The 19548-nt window shown below is 42.7% G+C and carries 15 protein-coding genes; 7 read left to right on the forward strand and 8 right to left on the reverse strand.

What is annotated here, in order from left to right; translation table 11 throughout:
* Positions 1-73 precede the first annotated feature (73 nt).
* Entirely contained in the window at positions 74-538 is a 465-nt protein-coding gene (locus MSHOH_RS02755) for a type IV pilin N-terminal domain-containing protein (protein ID WP_048137174.1), read from the forward strand.
* A 112-nt stretch (positions 539-650) separates the two neighbouring features.
* Here the strand turns inward: MSHOH_RS02755 and metG are convergent, their stop codons facing one another.
* A complete protein-coding gene (gene metG, locus MSHOH_RS02760) occupies positions 651-2798 on the reverse strand; it encodes a methionine--tRNA ligase (RefSeq protein WP_082089219.1) in 2148 nt (715 codons plus the stop codon).
* 317 nt (positions 2799-3115) lie between these two features.
* Here metG and sppA point away from each other — a divergent pair, with 317 nt between their 5' ends.
* Both sppA and serS read left to right on the forward strand, forming a co-directional pair.
* Positions 3116-4348 (forward strand): signal peptide peptidase SppA, encoded by a 1233-nt coding sequence (gene sppA / locus MSHOH_RS02765; protein ID WP_048143075.1) that lies wholly within the window; start codon positions 3116-3118, stop codon positions 4346-4348.
* Positions 4349-4473: 125 nt separating this feature from the next.
* Positions 4474-5736: a serine--tRNA ligase gene (serS, locus tag MSHOH_RS02770; RefSeq protein WP_048137178.1), complete on the forward strand. Its 1263-nt coding sequence runs from the start codon at positions 4474-4476 to the stop codon at positions 5734-5736.
* A 539-nt stretch (positions 5737-6275) separates the two neighbouring features.
* On the opposite strand, the gene MSHOH_RS02775 is transcribed toward serS, so the two are convergent.
* Positions 6276-6779 (reverse strand): hypothetical protein, encoded by a 504-nt coding sequence (locus MSHOH_RS02775; RefSeq protein WP_158024024.1) that lies wholly within the window; start codon positions 6777-6779, stop codon positions 6276-6278.
* Positions 6780-7863: 1084 nt separating this feature from the next.
* Between MSHOH_RS02775 and tnpA the strand changes: the two genes are divergently transcribed.
* On the forward strand, positions 7864-8328 hold the full coding sequence (tnpA, locus tag MSHOH_RS02785) for an IS200/IS605 family transposase (RefSeq protein WP_048137183.1): 465 nt from the start codon (positions 7864-7866) through the stop codon (positions 8326-8328).
* A 96-nt stretch (positions 8329-8424) separates the two neighbouring features.
* Here tnpA and MSHOH_RS02790 read toward each other — a convergent pair whose 3' ends face one another.
* The 6 genes from MSHOH_RS02790 to MSHOH_RS02815 form a co-directional block, all read right to left on the reverse strand.
* On the reverse strand, positions 8425-10401 hold the full coding sequence (locus tag MSHOH_RS02790; RefSeq protein WP_048137186.1) for a glycoside hydrolase family 15 protein: 1977 nt from the start codon (positions 10399-10401) through the stop codon (positions 8425-8427).
* A complete protein-coding gene (locus tag MSHOH_RS02795) occupies positions 10398-11204 on the reverse strand; it encodes a V4R domain-containing protein (RefSeq protein WP_048137188.1) in 807 nt (268 codons plus the stop codon). The genes MSHOH_RS02790 and MSHOH_RS02795 overlap by 4 nt, the downstream gene beginning before the upstream one ends.
* A gap of 52 nt (positions 11205-11256) precedes the next feature.
* The gene (locus MSHOH_RS02800) at positions 11257-12453 is read right to left on the reverse strand and encodes a glycoside hydrolase family 57 protein (protein WP_048137192.1); all 1197 of its coding nucleotides are present in this window, start codon (positions 12451-12453) and stop codon (positions 11257-11259) included.
* Positions 12450-13586, reverse strand: coding sequence for a glycoside hydrolase family 57 protein (locus tag MSHOH_RS02805; protein ID WP_048137195.1), 1137 nt, complete (start codon positions 13584-13586; stop codon positions 12450-12452). The genes MSHOH_RS02800 and MSHOH_RS02805 overlap by 4 nt, the downstream gene beginning before the upstream one ends.
* Before the next feature lie 385 nt (positions 13587-13971).
* Entirely contained in the window at positions 13972-16119 is a 2148-nt protein-coding gene (gene purL / locus MSHOH_RS02810) for a phosphoribosylformylglycinamidine synthase subunit PurL (RefSeq protein WP_048137197.1), read from the reverse strand.
* 471 nt (positions 16120-16590) lie between these two features.
* On the reverse strand, positions 16591-16830 hold the full coding sequence (locus MSHOH_RS02815; protein ID WP_048137199.1) for a helix-turn-helix domain-containing protein: 240 nt from the start codon (positions 16828-16830) through the stop codon (positions 16591-16593).
* A gap of 541 nt (positions 16831-17371) precedes the next feature.
* On the opposite strand from MSHOH_RS02815, the gene yciH reads away from it, so the two are divergent.
* The 3 genes from yciH to MSHOH_RS02830 all read left to right on the forward strand — a co-directional run bounded on the left by yciH (position 17372) and on the right by MSHOH_RS02830 (position 19474).
* A complete protein-coding gene (gene yciH / locus MSHOH_RS02820) occupies positions 17372-17680 on the forward strand; it encodes a stress response translation initiation inhibitor YciH (RefSeq protein WP_011032808.1) in 309 nt (102 codons plus the stop codon).
* Between the two features lie 205 nt (positions 17681-17885).
* Complete coding sequence (locus MSHOH_RS02825; protein ID WP_048137201.1) at positions 17886-18251, forward strand: transcriptional regulator; 366 nt, start codon at positions 17886-17888, stop codon at positions 18249-18251.
* Complete coding sequence (locus MSHOH_RS02830) at positions 18248-19474, forward strand: Nre family DNA repair protein (protein ID WP_048137203.1); 1227 nt, start codon at positions 18248-18250, stop codon at positions 19472-19474. The genes MSHOH_RS02825 and MSHOH_RS02830 overlap by 4 nt, the downstream gene beginning before the upstream one ends.
* Positions 19475-19548: the final 74 nt, after the last annotated feature.

Consider the following 19548-nt stretch of genomic DNA (forward strand, 5'->3'; position numbering starts at 1 on the left):
CAAAACAGGCTAATATTTTATATACATGCAACTGCTAAATACTCCATGAACATTTTCGAGTTTGGAGTGGAAAATGAGTGCGGCAGAGATTTTAAACAACAAAAAAGCTGTCTCGCCGGTTGTTGGGGTTGCTTTACTAACTCTTTTAACCATTATTTTTGCATACGCTATAGGTTCCAGCAGCATTACAGGTATCCTACAGTCATACTCAACAGGGCTTTCAATGGGCGGCAGGCTTGACACTGGAGAGCTTGAGGGAAACCTGATAAAGCTTGAACATAACGGTGGAGAGCCATTTACTTTCAAGAACGATACGAAAATAGTTGTAGAAGTTGAAGGTGATAGTTTCGAACTAAATATTTCTCATTTATACGGCACAACCCTGAATGCCGGAGATACGGTAAGCCTTTATCTTACTCCCATGTATCCTGAAGATATTGGAAAACTTGATAATGTCACTGCAGGAGATAAGATTGTCTTAAAGGTTATTGACGGCCAGAAGAGGCTCATGGTCTTAAGGCAGGAAGTAGTCGTTTGATTACTTCCTGCCATACACTTTCATGCCCGTACAAATGCGGGCACGAAGACAAACATCAAATTTACCTGTTTTGGATCTTAAACCGGCTTTAAATTTCTATCTCATTCTAATTTTATCTTATTCTTGAACCCGGCTTAATCTCTTTATCAGGCATCAGGGCTGCTACAATTGCTCCTCCATCATCGGCTGCAAGCATCATGCCATTTGACTCAACTCCGCAGAGTTTGGCAGGCTTCATGTTGGCGAGAACGATTACGGGCTTTCCGACAAGCTCTTCGGGAGTGTAATACGAAGCCATGCCCGCAACGAGTTGCCTCGGCTTTTCCTCTCCTATGTCCACTTCAACCCTCAGGAGCTTTTTTGACTTCTTTACGGGTTCGGCAAAGACTACTTTTCCTACCCTGATGTCAAGTTTTGCAAAGTCCTCGCAATCGACCATTGGAAGCATTTCCATTTGCCCTTTCTCTTCTGGTTTTGCAGCCTTTACGGCCTTTTCGGCAGCTTTTGCCTCTTCAGAAGGTCCCATTCCTTCGGATTTTGAGGGCTCCTTTTCACTACCCTTTACTGCGTTTCTCTTTGCGTTTGCAGCTTTTACACGCTGGTTTGCAATTTCTTCCATCTCTCCTATCCTGTCATCTTCGAGCTTGGTAAAGAGGATTTCAGGTTTTGCAAGTTTTATGCCTACCTTCAGGGGCACAAGAGCTTCGTCATAGTGCGCGGCGTGTATATCGCTCTCCTGTCCGAGTTCTTTCCAGGCTTCTTCCATGGTTTGCGGGAGCACGGGTTCAAATATCAGGCTCAGGGCTTTTACCAGGTGCAGGCAATTATAGACTACCTGTCCGCATGCGGTTCTGTCTTCTTTTATCAGTTTCCAGGGTTCGTGGGACTGGAAGTAAGTATTTCCGAAAGAGGCAAGGGTCATTGCAGAGTCAACGGCTTTCTTGAACTCGTACTCAGCCATTGCAGCTTTAACCTCTCCTAAAGCCTTTTCTATCTCTTTCTTGACTTCTGGCTCGAGCTCTCCTTCGGGTACATCTCCGTAATTCTTGAAAGCAAAAAGCATGGTTCTATACATGAAGTTTCCGAGCACTGCCACCAGTTCGGCATTGATCTTTTCCTGAAGCACGCGCCAGGAGAAGTTCAGTTCTTTGGTGTGTGAGGTATAGCTTGCAAGGTAGTACCTGAGAAGGTCGGGATGGAATCCGTGGTCAAGATAGTCTTCTCCTACCCAGACGACATAACCTCTGGTTTTGGAGAATTTCCTGTCTTCTATTTTGACCATTCCTGAGGCTACAACGGCTGTAGGTACGGAATAATCTGCACCTTTAAGCATGGCAGGCCAGAAAATGCAGTGGTGGTAGGTAATGTCTCCTCCTATGAAGTGGACTATTTCCCCGTCCTCTTTCCAGAACTTTTCCCAGGAATTTCCTGCCTGTGCAGCCCATTCCTCGGTAAAAGCAATGTATCCTATCGGGGCGTCCACCCATACATAAACCACAAGTTCGTCATGTCCTGGGAATTTAACTCCCCATTCCAGGTTCCGTGTAATGCACCAGTCCGTAAGCCCCTGCTTTACCCAGCCAAGTGCATAGTTAATAGCATTGATGGTTCCTCCAAGGTCGTTTGAGAGATAATCCCTCAGGTAGTCACTGAATTCGGAAAGTTTGAAAAAGAAGTGCTCCTGCTGGCGGTACTCTGCAGGTCCTCCACAAATAGTACATACGGGATTCTGAAGCTCTCCGGGCTCCAGATGTTTTCCGCAGCCCTGGTCGCATTCGTCACCTCTGGCAATTTCCTCGCAATAAGGGCAGACTCCTTCTACATAGCGGTCAGGAAGGAAGCGGTTGCACGCCGGGCAGTAAGCGATCTCTATGACTTTTGGGTAAACATAGCCTTTTTCAATCAGCCTGTTTACGATGTCAAGGGTCCGGTTATGGTTTTCAGGGTCATCAGTTGTCCCGAAAGCATCAAAGTAAACTCCAAGCTGTTTGAAAGTTTCTTCAAAGTGTTTGTGATAAATCTCTACGAGCTCTTTAGGTGTGATCCCGAGCTCTTCAGCGTTTACGACAATAGGGGTTCCATGGGTATCCGAGCCGCAAACAAAGGTTACCTCCCTTCCTTCCTTTTTCAGGGAGCGAGCAAAAATATCAGCAGGCACATAGGTCCGAAGATGCCCGATATGTGCCTTGCCGTTGGCATAGGGCAGGCCACATGTGACAAGTACGGGTTTACTGGATGAGTTTGACATTCTTATCTCCATATATTTTTATAGGTGTATCTCTTCTGGATGATTGCAATTCTGAAATATATTTCGCTTATTGTATTTACAAGGTAACTTATTTGAGGGATAGTTGATAATCATATATAAAGAGGGGTGAAATGCAGAGAAACATATAATAGTTACTCTGGCAATTTAGACCTATTGAATTAATTTTTTTATCTGCGGGCTTTTGAAAAATATACTTCTGGCAGTTCCTCTCAGGAAATTTGCCTGCCCCTTAACTGGAGTTTTCAGCAGTGAAAAAGTACAGACCGGGGAAATTAGAGAAAAAATCCAAAAAATACGGTCCTGTAAATATGAATGATGAAAATGTAAATTCGGAAAACATTGATTCAAAAAGCACGGATTCTGAAAAGACTTTCGAAGACGACATTTCAAAAAACAGTACTTACAATAGAAAAGGAACCATTACATCTGATGGAGACATTTTGGAGAGTAAAATCAAAAATAATTCATCAGATTCCTATTCTGCTCCTGAAAGACAGGTGACAGCAAAAATGGATGTTCAGGGATCTTCTATCCAAAACCCTACTATGAAAAATATCGAAAATGAGAGTTTAAGTATGAATTCGGGCTCTTCTCCTTCTGTACCTAAAAAGAAACGCAGCGGTACATCCTATATCGTGGTATTGCTGGCTCTTATTACTGTTATTGTGGTCAGTATAGCTGCTATTTTTTATGGGCTCGGTTTCGGAGGAAATCTGGGAAGTTCTGAGAAAATAGCGGTAATTTATGTGCAGGGCACCATGCTCACTGGAAATGTTCCTGCAGGTCTCGGCTATGCAACTTCGGAAGAAATTTCTGAGAAAATTCGCTCTGCTGTAGCGGATAAAAACGTCAAGGCAATCGTACTCAGGATAAATAGTGGGGGTGGATCTCCCGCAGCCGCTCAGGAAATAACAGCAGAGATCGAGAAAGCCCAGGAACAGGGTGTTCCTGTTATTGTTTCTATGGGAGATCTTGGAGCCAGTGCTGCATACTATATCTCTACACCAGCAGATTACATCTTTGTAAATCCCTCTACAAATACGGGATCCATTGGAGTTATCTGGACCTTTGAGAACATGTCTGGTTATTACCAGAATGAAGGTGTGGATCATTACGTTTCGAAATCCGGCGAGTTCAAAGACATGGGGAGTACGTGGAGAGGGCTTACGGATGAAGAGAAAGAATATGCTGATACAGTTGTAATGGAGAGTTATGAAGACTTTATAACTCAGGTTGCAGAAGGGCGGAACATGAGCCGGAGTGAGGTAAAAGAACTTGCTGACGGCCGTATCTATAGCGGGTCCAGAGCAAAAGAACTTGGGCTTGTGGACGACTTTGGAAATCTCTATGATGCAATTGATAAGGCTGCGGAACTGGGAGGTGTCCAGGGGGAGCCAAAAGTTGTGTATATGAACAGGGTAAGCCTCTCAAGTTTACTTCTGGGTTCGGAATCCAATGATTCCAGCGAGGAGGCAAGTCAATTAGTCAGTTACTTTGAGGAAAGTCCTTATGGGAAAATCCTTGCCTGCTGGGGCAATTAATGGATTCCCTTACTTTCCTTTTTTTCCATTACTTATTTCTTCAGTTTTCTGTCTCTTATACAGGCTTACAGCCTAAAAATAGCAAAATATATATTAGCTAACATGCAGGATATCACGGGCTTAACATGCTGGAACTTAAATTTGTACGTAATAACCCCGACATAGTTGGGCGTGCTCTCGTTAGCAGGAACATGGGCACCGAGCTTATAGACAGCCTTCTTGAATACGACGCGGCATGGAGGGAATGTCTTGCCGAGGGCGACAGCCTGAAGCATAAGCGAAATGTGGTCACTCGCGAGATAGCGCAGCTTAAGAAGGAAAACAAAGACGCTGCATCCAAGATAAATGAAATGCAGAGCATCAACAGTCGCATTAAAGAACTGGACGATAAGATACGCGACTATAAGTCAAAAATAAATGAAATAATGCTCAGCATCCCAAACATCCCTTCCGAAACAACACCGATAGGCAAGGATGAGAACGACAATCCGGTTGTAAGGGTGGTTGGAGAGCCAAGAGAATTCACATTTACTCCAAAGCCGCACTGGGAGATAGGAGAAGAACTGGATATACTTGACTTTGAAAGAGGAGCAAAAATCGCAGGCCAGGGCTTTACAGTCTATAAAGGCATGGGTGCGAAACTCGAGAGAGCGCTCATAAATTTCATGCTTGACGTACATGCCGAGCAGGGCTATCTCGAGGTTTTTCCGCCTGTCCTCATCAATGAAAAAGCTATGACCGGCACAGGACAGCTTCCGAAATTTAAAGATGATATGTACCTGTGCGCTGACGGTTATTATCTTGCCCCGACAGCAGAGGTTCCGGTAACTAACCTCTATATGGATGAATATATGGAAAACCTGCCGGTGTTCCTTACTGCATATACTGCCTGCTTCAGGCGTGAGGCTGGAAAACATGGTCAGGATACAAGAGGCATTATCCGCCAGCATCAGTTCAATAAGGTTGAACTTGTCAAGTTCGCGAAACCTGAGACATCTTATGAAGAACTGGAAAAACTCACTCTCGATGCTGAAGAGATTCTCAAACTCCTTAATCTGCCGTATCGTGTAGTAAGCCTCTGCACCGGAGACCTAGGATTCTCGGCTGCCAAGACTTATGACCTCGAGGTATGGGTACCTGCACAGAAGAAATACAGGGAAATCTCCTCATGCTCGAATTTTGAGAACTTCCAGGCAAGGAGAGCCAATATCCGTTTCAGGACTCCTGAAGGTCCTCAGTTTGTCCACACGCTTAACGGCTCGGGCCTTGCTGTTGGCAGGACGGTTGTTGCAATACTTGAGAACTACCAGCGTGAGGACGGCAGCGTCGAGATTCCTGAAGTTCTCAGACCGTATATGGGCGGGGCTGAAGAAATCAGAAAAGTATAAACTTGCGAATCATTTCAAAAATCTCTCGCACAGCTGGTAGAACTATATTCCATAATTGATGGGACCGTTGAACTGAAGATATATAGGACTTACCCATTTGAACTGAAAAATGGCAAATAATATTTTATGTACTCGATCTTCTATGTCGAGTACATCTGTCCTATGTGAAAATGTATTATCTTTAAGGCCAATCTGTACTTAATTTCTGAAAAATTATGGTCGACTTCTTTGTTACTGAAAGATGCGAAAGCGCGGGTATTTTTCTTCCCTGCATCTTCGTTTCAGTAAGCTCCCTTCCTCGATAATACAACATAGATTCTATTTATCTTTTGAAAATTGAACAAAAATTACCTAAAAATCAGGCTGTTTTTTTGAAATGTTAGAAAAGTTATCTGAAAAATAGTTATGTTCAATAGTTTCAGTTTTAACTTTTGTGCGGAGAGTATTTCTAACTCTCCGGCACATAAACGTTTTTGGCTTATTGGTTATACTTATTCACTGGTCCTGTAATAATATCTGATCGCAGATATTATACGACTTCACCATTCATCTTCTTCATCATCCCACTCTTCATCGTCGTCCCATTCATTTACTTCGTCAAAGTTCCCTTCTTCATTATCCCACTCTTCATCATCCCACTCTTCATCATCGTCCCATTCTTCATCAAAGTTCCATTCATTTACTTCGTTAAAATCCCACTCTTCATCATCGTCCCATTCATTTACTTCGTCAAAGTCCCACTCTTCATCATCGTCCCATTCATTTACTTCGTCAAAGTCCCACTCTTCATCATCGTCCCATTCATTTACTTCGTCAAAGTCCCACTCTTCATCATCCCCTTCTTCATCATCCCACTCTTGGTCATCGTCCCATTCATCATCATAGTCCCATTCATCATCATAGTCCCATTCATTGTAGTCCCATTCATTGTAGTCCCATTCATCATAGTCCCATTCATCTTCTGAAATAAAATTCGTAGGATTTGCTGCAGGTTTTGTAATGTCATTATACGAAGCTGCTCCTACAGCAATTAAACTTGACATCATTATTACACTTAAAACACATATCAAAATTTTCATAACTGATTTTTCATTGAAATGCATTTTGTTCCTCCAAATATTCCTATTATTAATTGTCTGTTTTGATAATCTAATCTATGTTTGTCCCAAAATTCAAATAACTTCTACATTTGGATTCTGAATCTAACTTATTATATCTGATTTATCCATTTTATATGAGAAATTAAATCTTTAGATACAAAGATCAAATCTTTATATTTTTGTAATTTAATGGACAATAATGTCTTTTTTAATTCAAATATAATAAATAATAATCAGATTGTAGATTAAAAACTAAAACTAAGGGATATTCTTGAATCATTGGTAGTATTATTTAAATCATGTCTTTTTGAAGAAAAATTAAAATTAACAAAAAAATACTTTACTTTTTTTACTAGACTTTAATATTAATTCTCTTTTTTCCTGTAGGATACCAAAATTCGATAATATCAAAACTGTAGAATCTTACTAGAATAGAAATACTTTAACTATCAACGAAAGTGATAATACTCTTGATGGCTTTAAAATTCTAGAAACTTTAAAAAGATACGGTTTTATGAAGGTAGAAGAACTTAGATTTTATGTTAACATAAAATTTTAAAAATTGTTTTACTAGGCATATTTCTCTTGATTCTGTCCTCATCAAGGATACCTATTTCCCATGAATAATAGTTTAGGACTTACACGCTTAAGGTGCAAAGTCACAAACAATAGACATATCAAAAACAAATATCAAAAACAATAGACGCTGTAGTTAAATATACATTTTAGATATTTACAGGTTTAACGCGATTGATTTCTCGTCTCAATCGCGTAAGCCGTGATATACAAAGTGACTCGAAAATCGCGCATGTAAGAACTAAGCAACCTCAGGCTTCTTAATTTTATTACTAATGGAGCGCAGAGGGTCACGAATACCCCGTCCTTCAGGTCGGGGATGAAGTGAACCCTCGCCTCTTCGTTTTTTCACTTTAATTATCTAAATCCTCACTTTTTTTGTAAAATAAGGTTTTTTTGGCACCATAACCAGAGGTGGTGCCAGCCACCTTTGGCTAGGATGTGATATAAGTTGGAATTACGCAGTTTTAGCCATGGCTATGGTCAGATTACTTACCACATCGTGTTGGTGCCTAAGTATCGATACAATATATTCTACAATAAGAGAATTAAAAAGGATTGCGAGTTGATTCTCAGTATAATTTGTGCTAAAAATGGCTACAAAATACATGCAATGGAAGTAGTAGATGATCATGTTCATTTGTTTCTTGAATTTCATCCAAGTAATTCTCTGTCAGAGGTAATTCAGTATTTGAAAGGAGGTAGTTCTTACAGCTTATTCAAGCTTCATCCTGATCTTAAAAAACGATATTGGGGTGGAAATCTATGGTCAAGTGGAAAGTTCTATCGATCCGTTGGAAACGTAACTGCTGATACAATTAAGCATTACATTAAAGAATCGCAAGGAAAACCGAGTGAAGAGTCTCGATTGCATAGGTTCATGAGATCCAAGCAAAGAAGACTTGATGATTTCTAATTACCAGAACAACCGGGCGGGCGGCCCGAAGCATACCCCATCCTTTAGGGTGGCCGCCCGCAATTTGATTTTTCCAGCGTTTGTTTTTTTACAGTCTTACTCGTGACTTCCTGCGTTTCTTCTACAAATTTTATCGAAGAGGATAATATTGTCAAGCATAAGAGAACTGCTCCAGCCAAGAGGAATTGCCCAGGCTGGTTTGCCTGTAGATTTATCTACCTGTTCAGGGAGGAGCCCTGTGCTTGTTGCTCCCGCAAGTGCCCATCTAAGGAATTTAATTCCTTCATCGGTCAATTTTTTCACTTCTTCGGCATATGGTCCTTCTTTTCCGTTGGGAAGATCTAGAACAAAAGCAAACATCACTTCTGAGAGCCAGAGAGTTGTTACTACCCAGGGATTTCCGTCAATGTACGTGTCATTTTCATAACGCTTGATTCCATAACCTGTGTTGATGGGAATCGAGAGCTTTTTCTGGATATTTTCTATCAGGAAAAGGATCATATCCCTTTCTACAGGATCTTTTGGAGAGATCATTCCAAAGGGAATATAAGCACCCAGAACACTTGCATCAAGCGTTTTGTCAAGCTTTTCATGAATGATTCCTTTTGCAAAGTAACCTTCCTGAAGCCAGAAGCGGTCAATTGTAGCCTGTTTGATGAACTCAGCCCTTTTCTTCCAGCGCCTTGCCATTCCGGACTCACCGTTTTCTTCTGCAAGATGGGAGGCACCCATAAGCCCTGCATATATAGAGGAATTGGTGTACGTGAAGATTCCGTAATAAGTCTCCCACAGATCCATACAACTTTCGTGCAAGCCGGATTTGGTCCGCTTCATCAGATACTCGGCAGCCCTGAGTACTGAGACCCATACTTCTTCCAGAAACTCGACTTTTTTAAGCCCTTCAAGAATCCTGTAGTACACATCCATGGCATGAAGTGTGGACCCGGTCTCATCGATCTGCGTTGAATAGTCAAAATTCCCCCAGGAAGGGGCTATGTCTCCGTTGAGCCAGTACCTCTGAAACCAGGAACCGTCAGGCAGCTGGGTCCGGATGCACCACTTAAAAAATCTGTCGCAATATTCGGGATATCCGGAATGCTTGAGGGCAAGCACCAGTTCCGAAGTATCTCTGTTCCAGCAAAATCCATACCCTCCGCATTTCTCGAAATTGGAGTCAAACTCCGGAGCAGCTACGAAAGATCCGTATTCACGGTCGTTCAGGAGGTAAAGCATGAGAAGAGCCCGGTTATAAGCATTGAACAGCTCCTGACGCAGATTATTGTATCCTTCGATTCCTGGCATTTTAAGTACATGTTTTTTCGACAGCCACATAACCCAGTATTCCCGTGTCTTCTCAAAGATCTGTTCCAGAGGCAGTTTGGACAACTCACGCATCCTTTTATACAGGAGGCTCCGGGAAGATGCGGCTCCTATAAAGATGACAAATTCGTTTGACTCGTCAGCCTCAAGCTCTAGATCCCAGCCTGCAGCGTTATTGATGTTTCCGATGTCTTCTTTATTCCGCTGAAGCTTTCCGTCTTCCATATCATATTTGGAGTTTGTCCACCAGATAGTGTCCATTGCCTTTCCGACCTGCCACTCAGTAAACTCCGGCAGGGCGTAGATCCCTATATAATAATCCTGCCAGTACTGCGCAAGCAGGCGGGCCTCGGAATCGCAAAAACCCGAGTTTTTCTTGGAGGTTTCTCCGACATCGAAGTTTGAGTAGTAGAAAAACTTCCCGGAAATCTTCTGCTGGGACTGAACTTTAAATCTGCGAATAAGGACAGGGACATCAGGATGCACAAGGTCAAGAATAGAGATCCTTATCCCGGAATCATGGTAAAGTTTCGTGGATACGATATTGGTGTCCTCTATATAGTTCTGAATTGAGTGCCACTCATTGTCGTTTGTCCAGAGAAGTCTTTCTCCTGTATGGATGCAGGCAAGGGATTCTTCTACATGCTGGGCATGGTCTCTGCGGGGATAAAATAAGCCTAAAATTTCTCCTTTTCTCCCCATTGTCACAAGCAGCTCGTCATTCCCCAGAACGACGTTAGGTTGTTTGATCACTTAATCTCCCCTCTGAGCTGATGTTCCTGGTTAGTGTTGGTGGGAGCCAGTGAGATTATGTGTTCGCAGACACTTTTCCCAGTGGCTTTACAGCTGACTTCCCTTACACTTATGTTCTTCCCGAAATATTCGGTCAGGTAACCCGCAAAATAGCCGCTCATGAAGGCACAGACCGGCTGGTCCGAACCCCCGTAAACATCGGCTATAAACGAGTCTTTTACAACGATTTTCCCTTCATATGTTTCGGGATCGCAGTCAATTTCCAGGATTCCCCAGCCCACAGCTCTATAGAGTTCTGCAAGCATGCTTGCGAAGTTGCTGTCATTAATAGGCATAATACTCTTGAAATATTTTGCGGCATGGCTCCCTCCACGCAGTCCGGACAGGGTAAGAAGCCCTTCCGCATGCGGCACACTCTGGTTAAGGGTCTTGATAATGTCAACAATTGTGAGTGCTCTTGCCATAACTCCTCTTACTCCTATTACGTTCAGGGGGAAGTCAACGGAGTAAATCATGCCGAATTCCGAGATTCCGTGTTCCACTGTGCTTACAACTTCCAGTCCTTCGATTTTTCGGGCAAGATCCTCAATATCTACATCTTTCTTAAGTTCCGTAAATATTGAGTATTCTCCTTTGTCATGTGTGATATTGTCAATGTGCCCGAACTTAATGAACGCGTTTTCTTTTTCAAGAAAATCAGTTATTAAGGATAAAGAACCAGGCTCTTTCGAATAAGTAATCTTGAACCATACAATTCGCGAATCTTCATTGAATCCTGCAAACATGCATAAGTCCCTGACCATACGACTCAAACTCCTACCGATCTGTGCGCATATTCTGTACGTATATATTTTCTTAAGCCATTCTATTTAGTTTTTTGAACACCTGAGCTTTGAAGTCCATAAGTACAGCCATGAAATTGACTGCTGCCTCGAAAGGTGTGGAATGAACACTGAAATAAGAATGCACATCTCCGTCCCCAAGCCACTTGGTACACATATAGTAGTAGTGGTCCGAAGTCAAAAGATGCTTCCATATCCTCAGGATTTCGGGATCTTCTGTCTTTTTCACAAAAGGTTCAAGCAGTTTTATTTCCTCAAAACAACGCCGTTGCATATCGTTTCCGAGCCATGCGCTGGTATCGCGCTCCATATCAGCCCAGGAAATCGTTGAGAAGTCTCCAACATCGATCTCAGCTACAGGTGAATACTTTCTGGTAAGCTCTACAGGAGTGCTGAACTCCAGATCTTGTTTAAGAACTTCTGCAGGCAGTTTTTCCATAAAATCAAAAATTCCGGTTTCTCTCCACTGGTGTTCTCCAAAAGTTTCGTAGTCCATAAAGATATTAATACAATCTTCCTTAACTCCTGCAGCCCAAGAAGCCCATTTTTCAGCAGTCAGAGGATAACCTTCCCACCACCTTGCAGAGAAGCGGTATCCTATATCGTCGCTTAATTTGTAATTCCTGAAAAGAATGGGTAACCCTGAATTTTTTGCTTTGTAAAGTACGTTAGGAGACCTCCCTTCAAGCATATGATCCGCGCCTTCCGTAAGAATTGCCTTATAACCCAGATTGGAAACGATCTTTGCTATGGTGTTATTGTAGAGTAGTTCTGTGTTTCGAAAGACCTGAGGTTTAACTCCAAGGAGATCGGAAACCATTTTTCTATGTTCCTTCACTTCTTCGACAAACTCTGTTTTGTCTTCAAAAAGGCTTGAGAGGGAGTGGTAAAAAGTTTCTTCCAGGATCTCTACAGCCCCTGTTTCTGCAAGCTGACGGAAACTCTCCAGCACGTCTTTTCCCCAGAGTTCGCATTGTTCAAGCAGGGTGCCGGTAATTGAAAGAGAAAACATGAATTCTCCCTTATGTTCTTCAAGGGATTCAAGAAGAGTCCTGTTCGCAGGAATATAGCATTTCTGTGCTACTCTTTCAAAGATCTCTCTGTTGCTTCTTTCATCAAAATAGCGGAAAAAGCCGGATCTGTCATCAGGCCAGAACCTGCGCAGTCTGAAAGGCTGATGAACCTGAAAATACATGCAAAGAGAGGTCATACCCCTTCCTCCAGAACAGCTCTTCTTAAGTCCGAGAGAATGGAATAATAGTTCACAGCTCTTTCATACCCTTCACGGGTGTTTCCAGGGCCCATTGAGAAAAGGATTTCACTCTGCTGAAGATAGCCAAAGACCTGTTTCAGCCTCTGATAGCTCCTTTTTTCTTTAATTTCCGCAAGATCTTCCCCTACCCTTACAAGCTCCCTCAGATAGAGTTGCTGTGCGTGATTTCCTACGGCATTGTGCATTCCATAACGGATTGTCTGTTCGGTCCCGAGGGTCGGAAGTCTCAAAGAACCGAACCTGCTTATCGCTTCCGAAGGTTTGATCATTTCAATGCCCCGGCTCTTCAGGGCTTCCGGAAAAGCCCGTATAAAATCAGCTATCATGCTCTTGTTCCTGTGATGAAGGCAGAGGCTTGTATAATTTAAGTAAAGTGTCAAAACGTCTCCTTCAATGCCTGCAATCCAGTCTGCGAATTTATCCGGAATCAAAGGATAGCCTTCCCAGCTTTTTTCCGAAAAGCGCAGTTCGAGATCTTCGCTGAGGTTTATATGCCTGAGAAGGATCGGAAGCTGGTTTTCAAAAACGCGGACTGGATCGTATCCATCCAGAATATTTCTTGACCCTTCGGCAATAAGGCACCTGAAACCCATACCTGCAAGTGTGTCTCCTACTCTTTGCGTGTAAAGGAGCTCCGTATTCACGAAAGTATCGGGGTATACTCCTAAAAGTTCCCTTAACATTTCCCTGTAAATTGTTACTTCTTCCCTGAACCAGGAAAGGTCAGGATAAAGGGCGCTCAGAGAATGGTAATTGCAGCTCCCTGTAAACTCCACCTTTCTGCTTTCTGCGAGTTCCCTGAATGACTCAAGCAGTTCAGGGTCCCACCTGCACTGTTCAAGGAAAGGACCTGAAAGATCGAATGCATAGCTCCCTCCCCTCTCAATTGACTCCATAAAATGGTCATTAAGGTGTAAAAACTCTCTACCTGTTTTTAAAAGTCTTGAAAAAATCTGATTCCGGTCAAAATACCGGTCCATTTCAGGCACCCCGAAAAAACCCTCTACAGGCCAGTACCATTTTGGACTGTAAGGAAGATGCACTCCCAAACACATACAAACAGCTTTCATAACAAAATAATCTTGTGTGGAAACCTACTAAAAACTATTGTTTCTTTTGTTTTCTTACCTGTAACGGAATTATTGATCACATCAAAAAAACCAATCTTTGATTAATTGTTTTATCTATTCCGGAACCGGAGAGGATAATTTTTCAGTTTTTCTGTCCCTGCGCCGCACCAGGTCGGGGCCGATCTGTCAGGTAAGAAAACAACAACTACAAACCAGCAGGCAATTAAGAGTAAAAAAGAGATAAATATAGTGGAAACGCTAACCAGGCTATAAGAATACATTTCTTAGCCCTGAAAATCGGTTTTCAATTAAGTGAATATAACGGACTAAAAAGGTATGTTGCGAGTTAAAAAGAGCACTGATTAAGAAAGTAGGGATGAAGTAGTCATCCCATCATAAATCTGGTAAGGCTGCCGTATGCCTCTTTGATTTCTCCTAAAGAGAGGGAAAGCTCTAAATCCCTGCCTCTGATCTCAAGGGTGTCGCCTCCAACCTTACCTATCACGGTATGGGGCACACCTTTAAGAATTTCCTGCACTGCTTCAGGTTCGGCTGTAGCAAGCAGTGCTCTTGCCGGGGTTTCTGAGAACAGGAGTTCGTCTGCTTTCGTTTCGCCGACAATTTCGCTAAAGTCTACCTCTCCGCCCAGGTTTCTGCACATCCTTGCAAGCCCTGCTCCAATCCCTCCGAGGGAAAGGTCGTGTGCAGAACTCAATTTTCCGCTTTTAATGGCTTTAATTATGGCTTTTATAATTTCAGGGGCATTTTTCGGGACTTCAGGAACTTTTCCGGCATTGCCAGCTCCCATGCAGGCATAGTATTCCGAACCTCCCATTTCGGGGACTGTTTGTCCTACAAGGATGATGCTGTCTCCGGCTTTTGCAAAGAAGCCTGAAGGGAGAGGAGTTTCGAGATCAACTTTACCTACCATTCCTATGGAAGGGGTCGGGGGAATAGCGGTCTTGAATTCGTCACTCTCATTATACAGGGAAACATTTCCTCCTACAACCGGGATTGATAGCTCCCTTGCTGCATCCCCAAGCCCTAGTACGGCGTTTTTGAACTGCCAGTAAGTTTCAGGGTGCTCCGGGTTTCCAAAGTTAAGGCAGTTTACAATAGCCAGTCCTTCCGCACCTTTTACTGCAAGGTTCATGGCATTTTCGATAATTGCAGTCTTTCCCCCTGTGTAAGGGTCAAGAAGGGTTGCTCTGGGCTGGCAACCGCAGGAAAGTGCAATTCCTTTAGTATCGGTAATTCTGAGCACTCCTGAATCTTCCCCGGGTTTTACAACAGTCCTTAGCTGAACTTCATGGTCATACTGCCTGTAGATCCATTCCTTTGAGGCGATATTGTATGAGGACAGGACTTTCAGGAAGGCTGCTTTCAGGTCTTTCGGGGTTTCCGGTTTTTTGCTTTCTTCCCTGCGTGTGGGAGCTTCTGAAGGCTTTTCGCAGGTAGGGGCTCCTCCTGTCAGGAAACCTATCGGGATATCGGCTACGATTTCTCCTCTGAACTCAACTGTATAATTGGGTTCTTCTGTGAGATATCCGACCACAGCTCCATTCAGGTCATACTTCTGCGCCAGGTCAAGGACTGCATCGACATCTTCAGGGGCTACCTCAAAGAGCATGCGTTCCTGGGATTCGGCAAGCAGGATCTCGTAAGCGTTCATATTGGGTTCGCGTTGCGGGACTGCGTCTGCAATAATGCGGGCTCCAAGTCCTCCTTTGGCAGCCAGTTCCGAGCTTGCCCCACCGAGCCCTGCAGCTCCAAGGTCTTTGCAGGATTTTACATATCCTTTTTCTATGGCTTCCAGGGTCATTTCTATAACAAGCTTTTCAGTATAGGGGTCTCCGACCTGGACGCTCGGGCGGTCTTCGGCTTCGGCTGATTCCGAAAGGTCCCTGGAAGCAAACGAAGCTCCGCCGAGTCCGTCTTTCCCTGTACTTGAACCTGTAAGAACAAGCTTGTTTCCGGCCTTCTGGGAGCGGGAGGTCGTAACGTTTTCTTCTTTACAGAGCCCGACTGCAACAACATTCACCAGCGGGTTTCCGCTATATCTTCTGTCAAAAAAAGTCTCGCCATTGACAACGGGTACTCCTATACAGTTCCCATACCCTGCTATTCCTTTTGTTATCTGCTCGAAAAGGAATAGATTTTTCGGGGTGTCCAGAGGTCCGAAATAGAGCGGATCCATAAGGGCTATCGGACGGGCTCCCATTGATATTATATCTCTTACTATGCCTCCCACACCGGTAGCTGCCCCGTTATACGGATCTACATATGAAGGGTGGTTGTGGCTTTCCATGCCTATAGCAAGCACATATCCGTCTTCGAATTTAATGATTGCAGCATCATCTCCGGGACCGATAAGCACGTTTTCTCCCGTGGTTGTGAAGGTTTTCAGGAGAGGAGCGCTTGAACGGTAGGAGCAGTGCTCACTCCATAGATTTAAAAAACAGCCCTGTTCTACAAGGGTAGGCTCTCGCCCGAGTTCTTTTTTAATGATCTTCAGGTCTTCTTCAGGTAACATTGCCTTGCCTCTGATTCTTAAGCCTCATTTGGATACCGAAGCTTCAGTTTTTTATAATTCCCTGAATTTTCAGGGACTTGAATGTAGTGTTAACAGATTAACTAGACTATGCGGACATAAAGGGATAGGGGTTAGATAAATATTTCTTTAAATCTGAATGAAAAGTTTTTCAGGAATAAGTACCTGCAAACACTTTACCTGCAGACGGCCAGTGTTCCTGTTTCAATCACCATGTTTAGGTTTACTCCTGATATAGTACTCAATTTTCAATATTTTCTTTCAGGCAACTGACAGTAAACAAATTCAAGTTACTTATCGAGCTAGAAGAAAGAGGATCGGTTAATTCAAACGATATCTCCAGGAAAACAGGTTCTTTACAGAATTTGAAATCTGACCTAAAAAAGACTGTAGACAATCTAAAAATCTATCTTCAGGTAAAAAATTAAATTTGAAATGAGAATTAATGAAAAATTAAATCTGCTGAACCATCTTTTCTATTTTGGTTCCGGTTTCTGTCAGGAAGTAAATCTCTTCTTTTTTTGCGATAAGCTCTTTTTCTTCAAGTTCCTCGAGAGTTTTTGCTATAGTAGGATATACTACCCGAAGAGTTTTAGAGATACGTTTCCCTTCCATTTCCCCTTTTGAGGCGAGCAGAGAGAGCACTTTTTGCCTTACATTGTTTCCATTTACAAAACCTATTAACTCGTTCATAGGGTACCTCCCGGATATACTTACTTTTTGATATTATTATATAGTTATATTTATATATTAAAAGTACCTAAATATGTGACTATACAGATTATATAAAAAGATGGGGTTCAAGATATATTTAGCTTTTTGCTGGCTGAAAAATGCTTTTTCCGGCAAAAACACAAATTTTCGGGGTCTTATTGAACCCGGGTCTTCCGGGATTTCTTCTTCTTGATGTTACATGCACCCGAATTTTTGATTTTTTTGTAGATTGTTTCCATTCTTTATACAAACCTGTTAAATTATATTATTTAATATATGAATTATTTCCTATCTCTGTAAATCATTTACTTAAAACGCAAAGAATAAAAAAAATACAAAGCTCCGGTTGGCTTTTTATATTATTGAGGATTTTTGCTTATAGTCGAAATTCAGTATAAAGTGCCTGAAAAATACCATTAGGCTTTAATACCATCATTGATAAGTACTTTATATCTACTTAGATACTTTCGGATGTAAATTACATATACAATGATTACAAATTTGGAGGACATACTAACAAATGAGCAGCGGAATGTGCCCGGTATGCGGGCTTCCAAAAGAACTTTGCATATGCGAAGAGGTTGCAAAAGAGCAACAGAGAATAACTGTTAAAGTTAACAGAAGAAGATATGGTAAGGAAGTTACTGTTGTAGAAGGTTTCGATGCAAGTGAGATCGATCTTCACGAACTGTCCACTTACCTGAAATCAAAGTTTGCATGCGGCGGTACAGTAAAAGGAAATACTGTAGAACTTCAGGGTAACCATCTGACCCGCATGAAAGAAGTCCTCATGGAAAAGGGTTTCTCTGCTGAACAAATCAAAAATTAAACTCTGAATCCGTCCCCCACCGGAACTCTAGAGCCTGAAAACAGGAATACAAGCTTATAGATTCAGAGTTGTACGTATCTTTTTGCCAGTTTTTCCGATAGCATGCATCTTCTTCCGGGTGTGTTGACTGGAACATGAGTCCCGGCGAAAAACTATACAAAAAGTGCGTCATTATATATTTTATCTCTTCAAGTGTTGGTCTCCAATGAAAACAACATGCGAAATTATGGTACAGAAAGTCTTGCCTGCAATCAGAGCTGAGCTCTCAAGAGCAATGATTTTTGAACATGGATGTACACAGCAGGATGTAGCAGATATCCTTGAGCTCTCAAGAGCTGCAGTATCTCAGTACGTTAGTGAAAAACGCGGGGCTGAAGTTGATTTCTCTGAAGAGACCCAGAATGAAATCCGAAAATTCGCGTCAGTGCTTTTAAATGACGGTTTATCCTCTCAGGAAAAGGTAAAGGGTATGTGCAGTATATGCTGTTTTGTCCAGAAGTCAGGCTGGCTGTACAGAAACGCTCCTGAAGCTAAAGCCTGCATAATCTGTAAGGATATGAACGGAAAGTGAAAGACACACTGTGCATCAAATGTAAAGGAAAAGGACTTTGCGGGCGTCCTCGCTGCCCAATTCTTGAAAAGTTCAAGTCCTTGCAGTCAATTTCTCCTGCAATTTCAGGAGATTCTGTTTTTGGAGCATCTCCCCCGGCTCTTTTTGTCGGAAGTTACGGTTACCCCAGGGTTTCGGCGGGACCTCTTATTCCTCCTTTAGCAAAGGAAAACGAAGCTTTGCTTTTCGAAGATCCTTCAGCCTGGGGAAATATGCAGATAGAAGATATCATCTCCATGCGCTCCCGTATGGTCAGGGCAAATACAAGTCTGCATATAAAGGATGCACGGAGTAAAGAAAATCCCCTGCTTGTAAAAGCTCAGGAACTGGCTCTCTCCAGAAAGCCGGTGGATACTGAAGCCTGGTTTTTTAAAGCACCCAAACAGGAACTCAAGTTCGATGCAGTCCTCACGCCTATGGGTCCCTCAGGGCTCATGAAAAACTTCGAGCTTGCCGAAAATCCGGATGTCCCTAAAAAGGTGGATTACCTTGTTTACGATACCGATGCCCTTGCAAAAGATGCTGTCACCGAACTTTTTAAAAGTGACGTTTCTACTGAACACATTACCCGCCTCTTTTCCATAGGCCTTCTCGGAAGAGAACGAAAAATAGTGCCTACCCGGTGGTCTATCACTGCTGTTGACGATCTGGCTGGAAAGGAACTTTCAGATCGCATCAAGGACTTCCCCTGGGTTTCTGACATTAAGCTCTTTAGCGGAACTCATTTCGGAAACCATTTTGAAGTTCTTATCCTTCCTCGGGCTTATTCTTTCGAACTTATTGAAATCTGGCTTCCCAAAACAGTCTGGTCCGGGGAATCAAGCTGGATCGGAGAGGACAGCGAAGGGCTTGACGGAAAGAAAGGGTACTCTCCTCTGGCAGGAGGCTACTATGCAGCAAGGCTTCCTGTGCTCGAGTACCTGACAGAAATTAAAAGACAGGCTTCAGTCTTTGTACTGAGGGAAATAACTCCTGATTACTGGGCTCCTCTTGGAGTCTGGGTTGTCAGGGAGGGCATGAGAAAAGCTCTTCAAAATCCTCCTAAAACCTTCGAATCCATGGAAGCCGCAATTTCGGACCTTTCAGGCAGAGTCAGGACCCCAAAAACTGAATGGATCCAGCAGGCAAAATTGCTTTCTGATTTCCGGTTCCAGAAAACGCTTGATTCTTTTTTCAAGATTTAAGGGATTCAAAACAAAATAAAAAGATTGGAAAATAGACAGATTAAATAGAGCCATTAAAAGAAAATTACTTCCTT

Origin of the sequence: Methanosarcina horonobensis HB-1 = JCM 15518, assembly GCF_000970285.1 — an archaeon.
In the GTDB taxonomy this organism is placed as follows: Archaea; Halobacteriota; Methanosarcinia; order Methanosarcinales; family Methanosarcinaceae; genus Methanosarcina; species Methanosarcina horonobensis.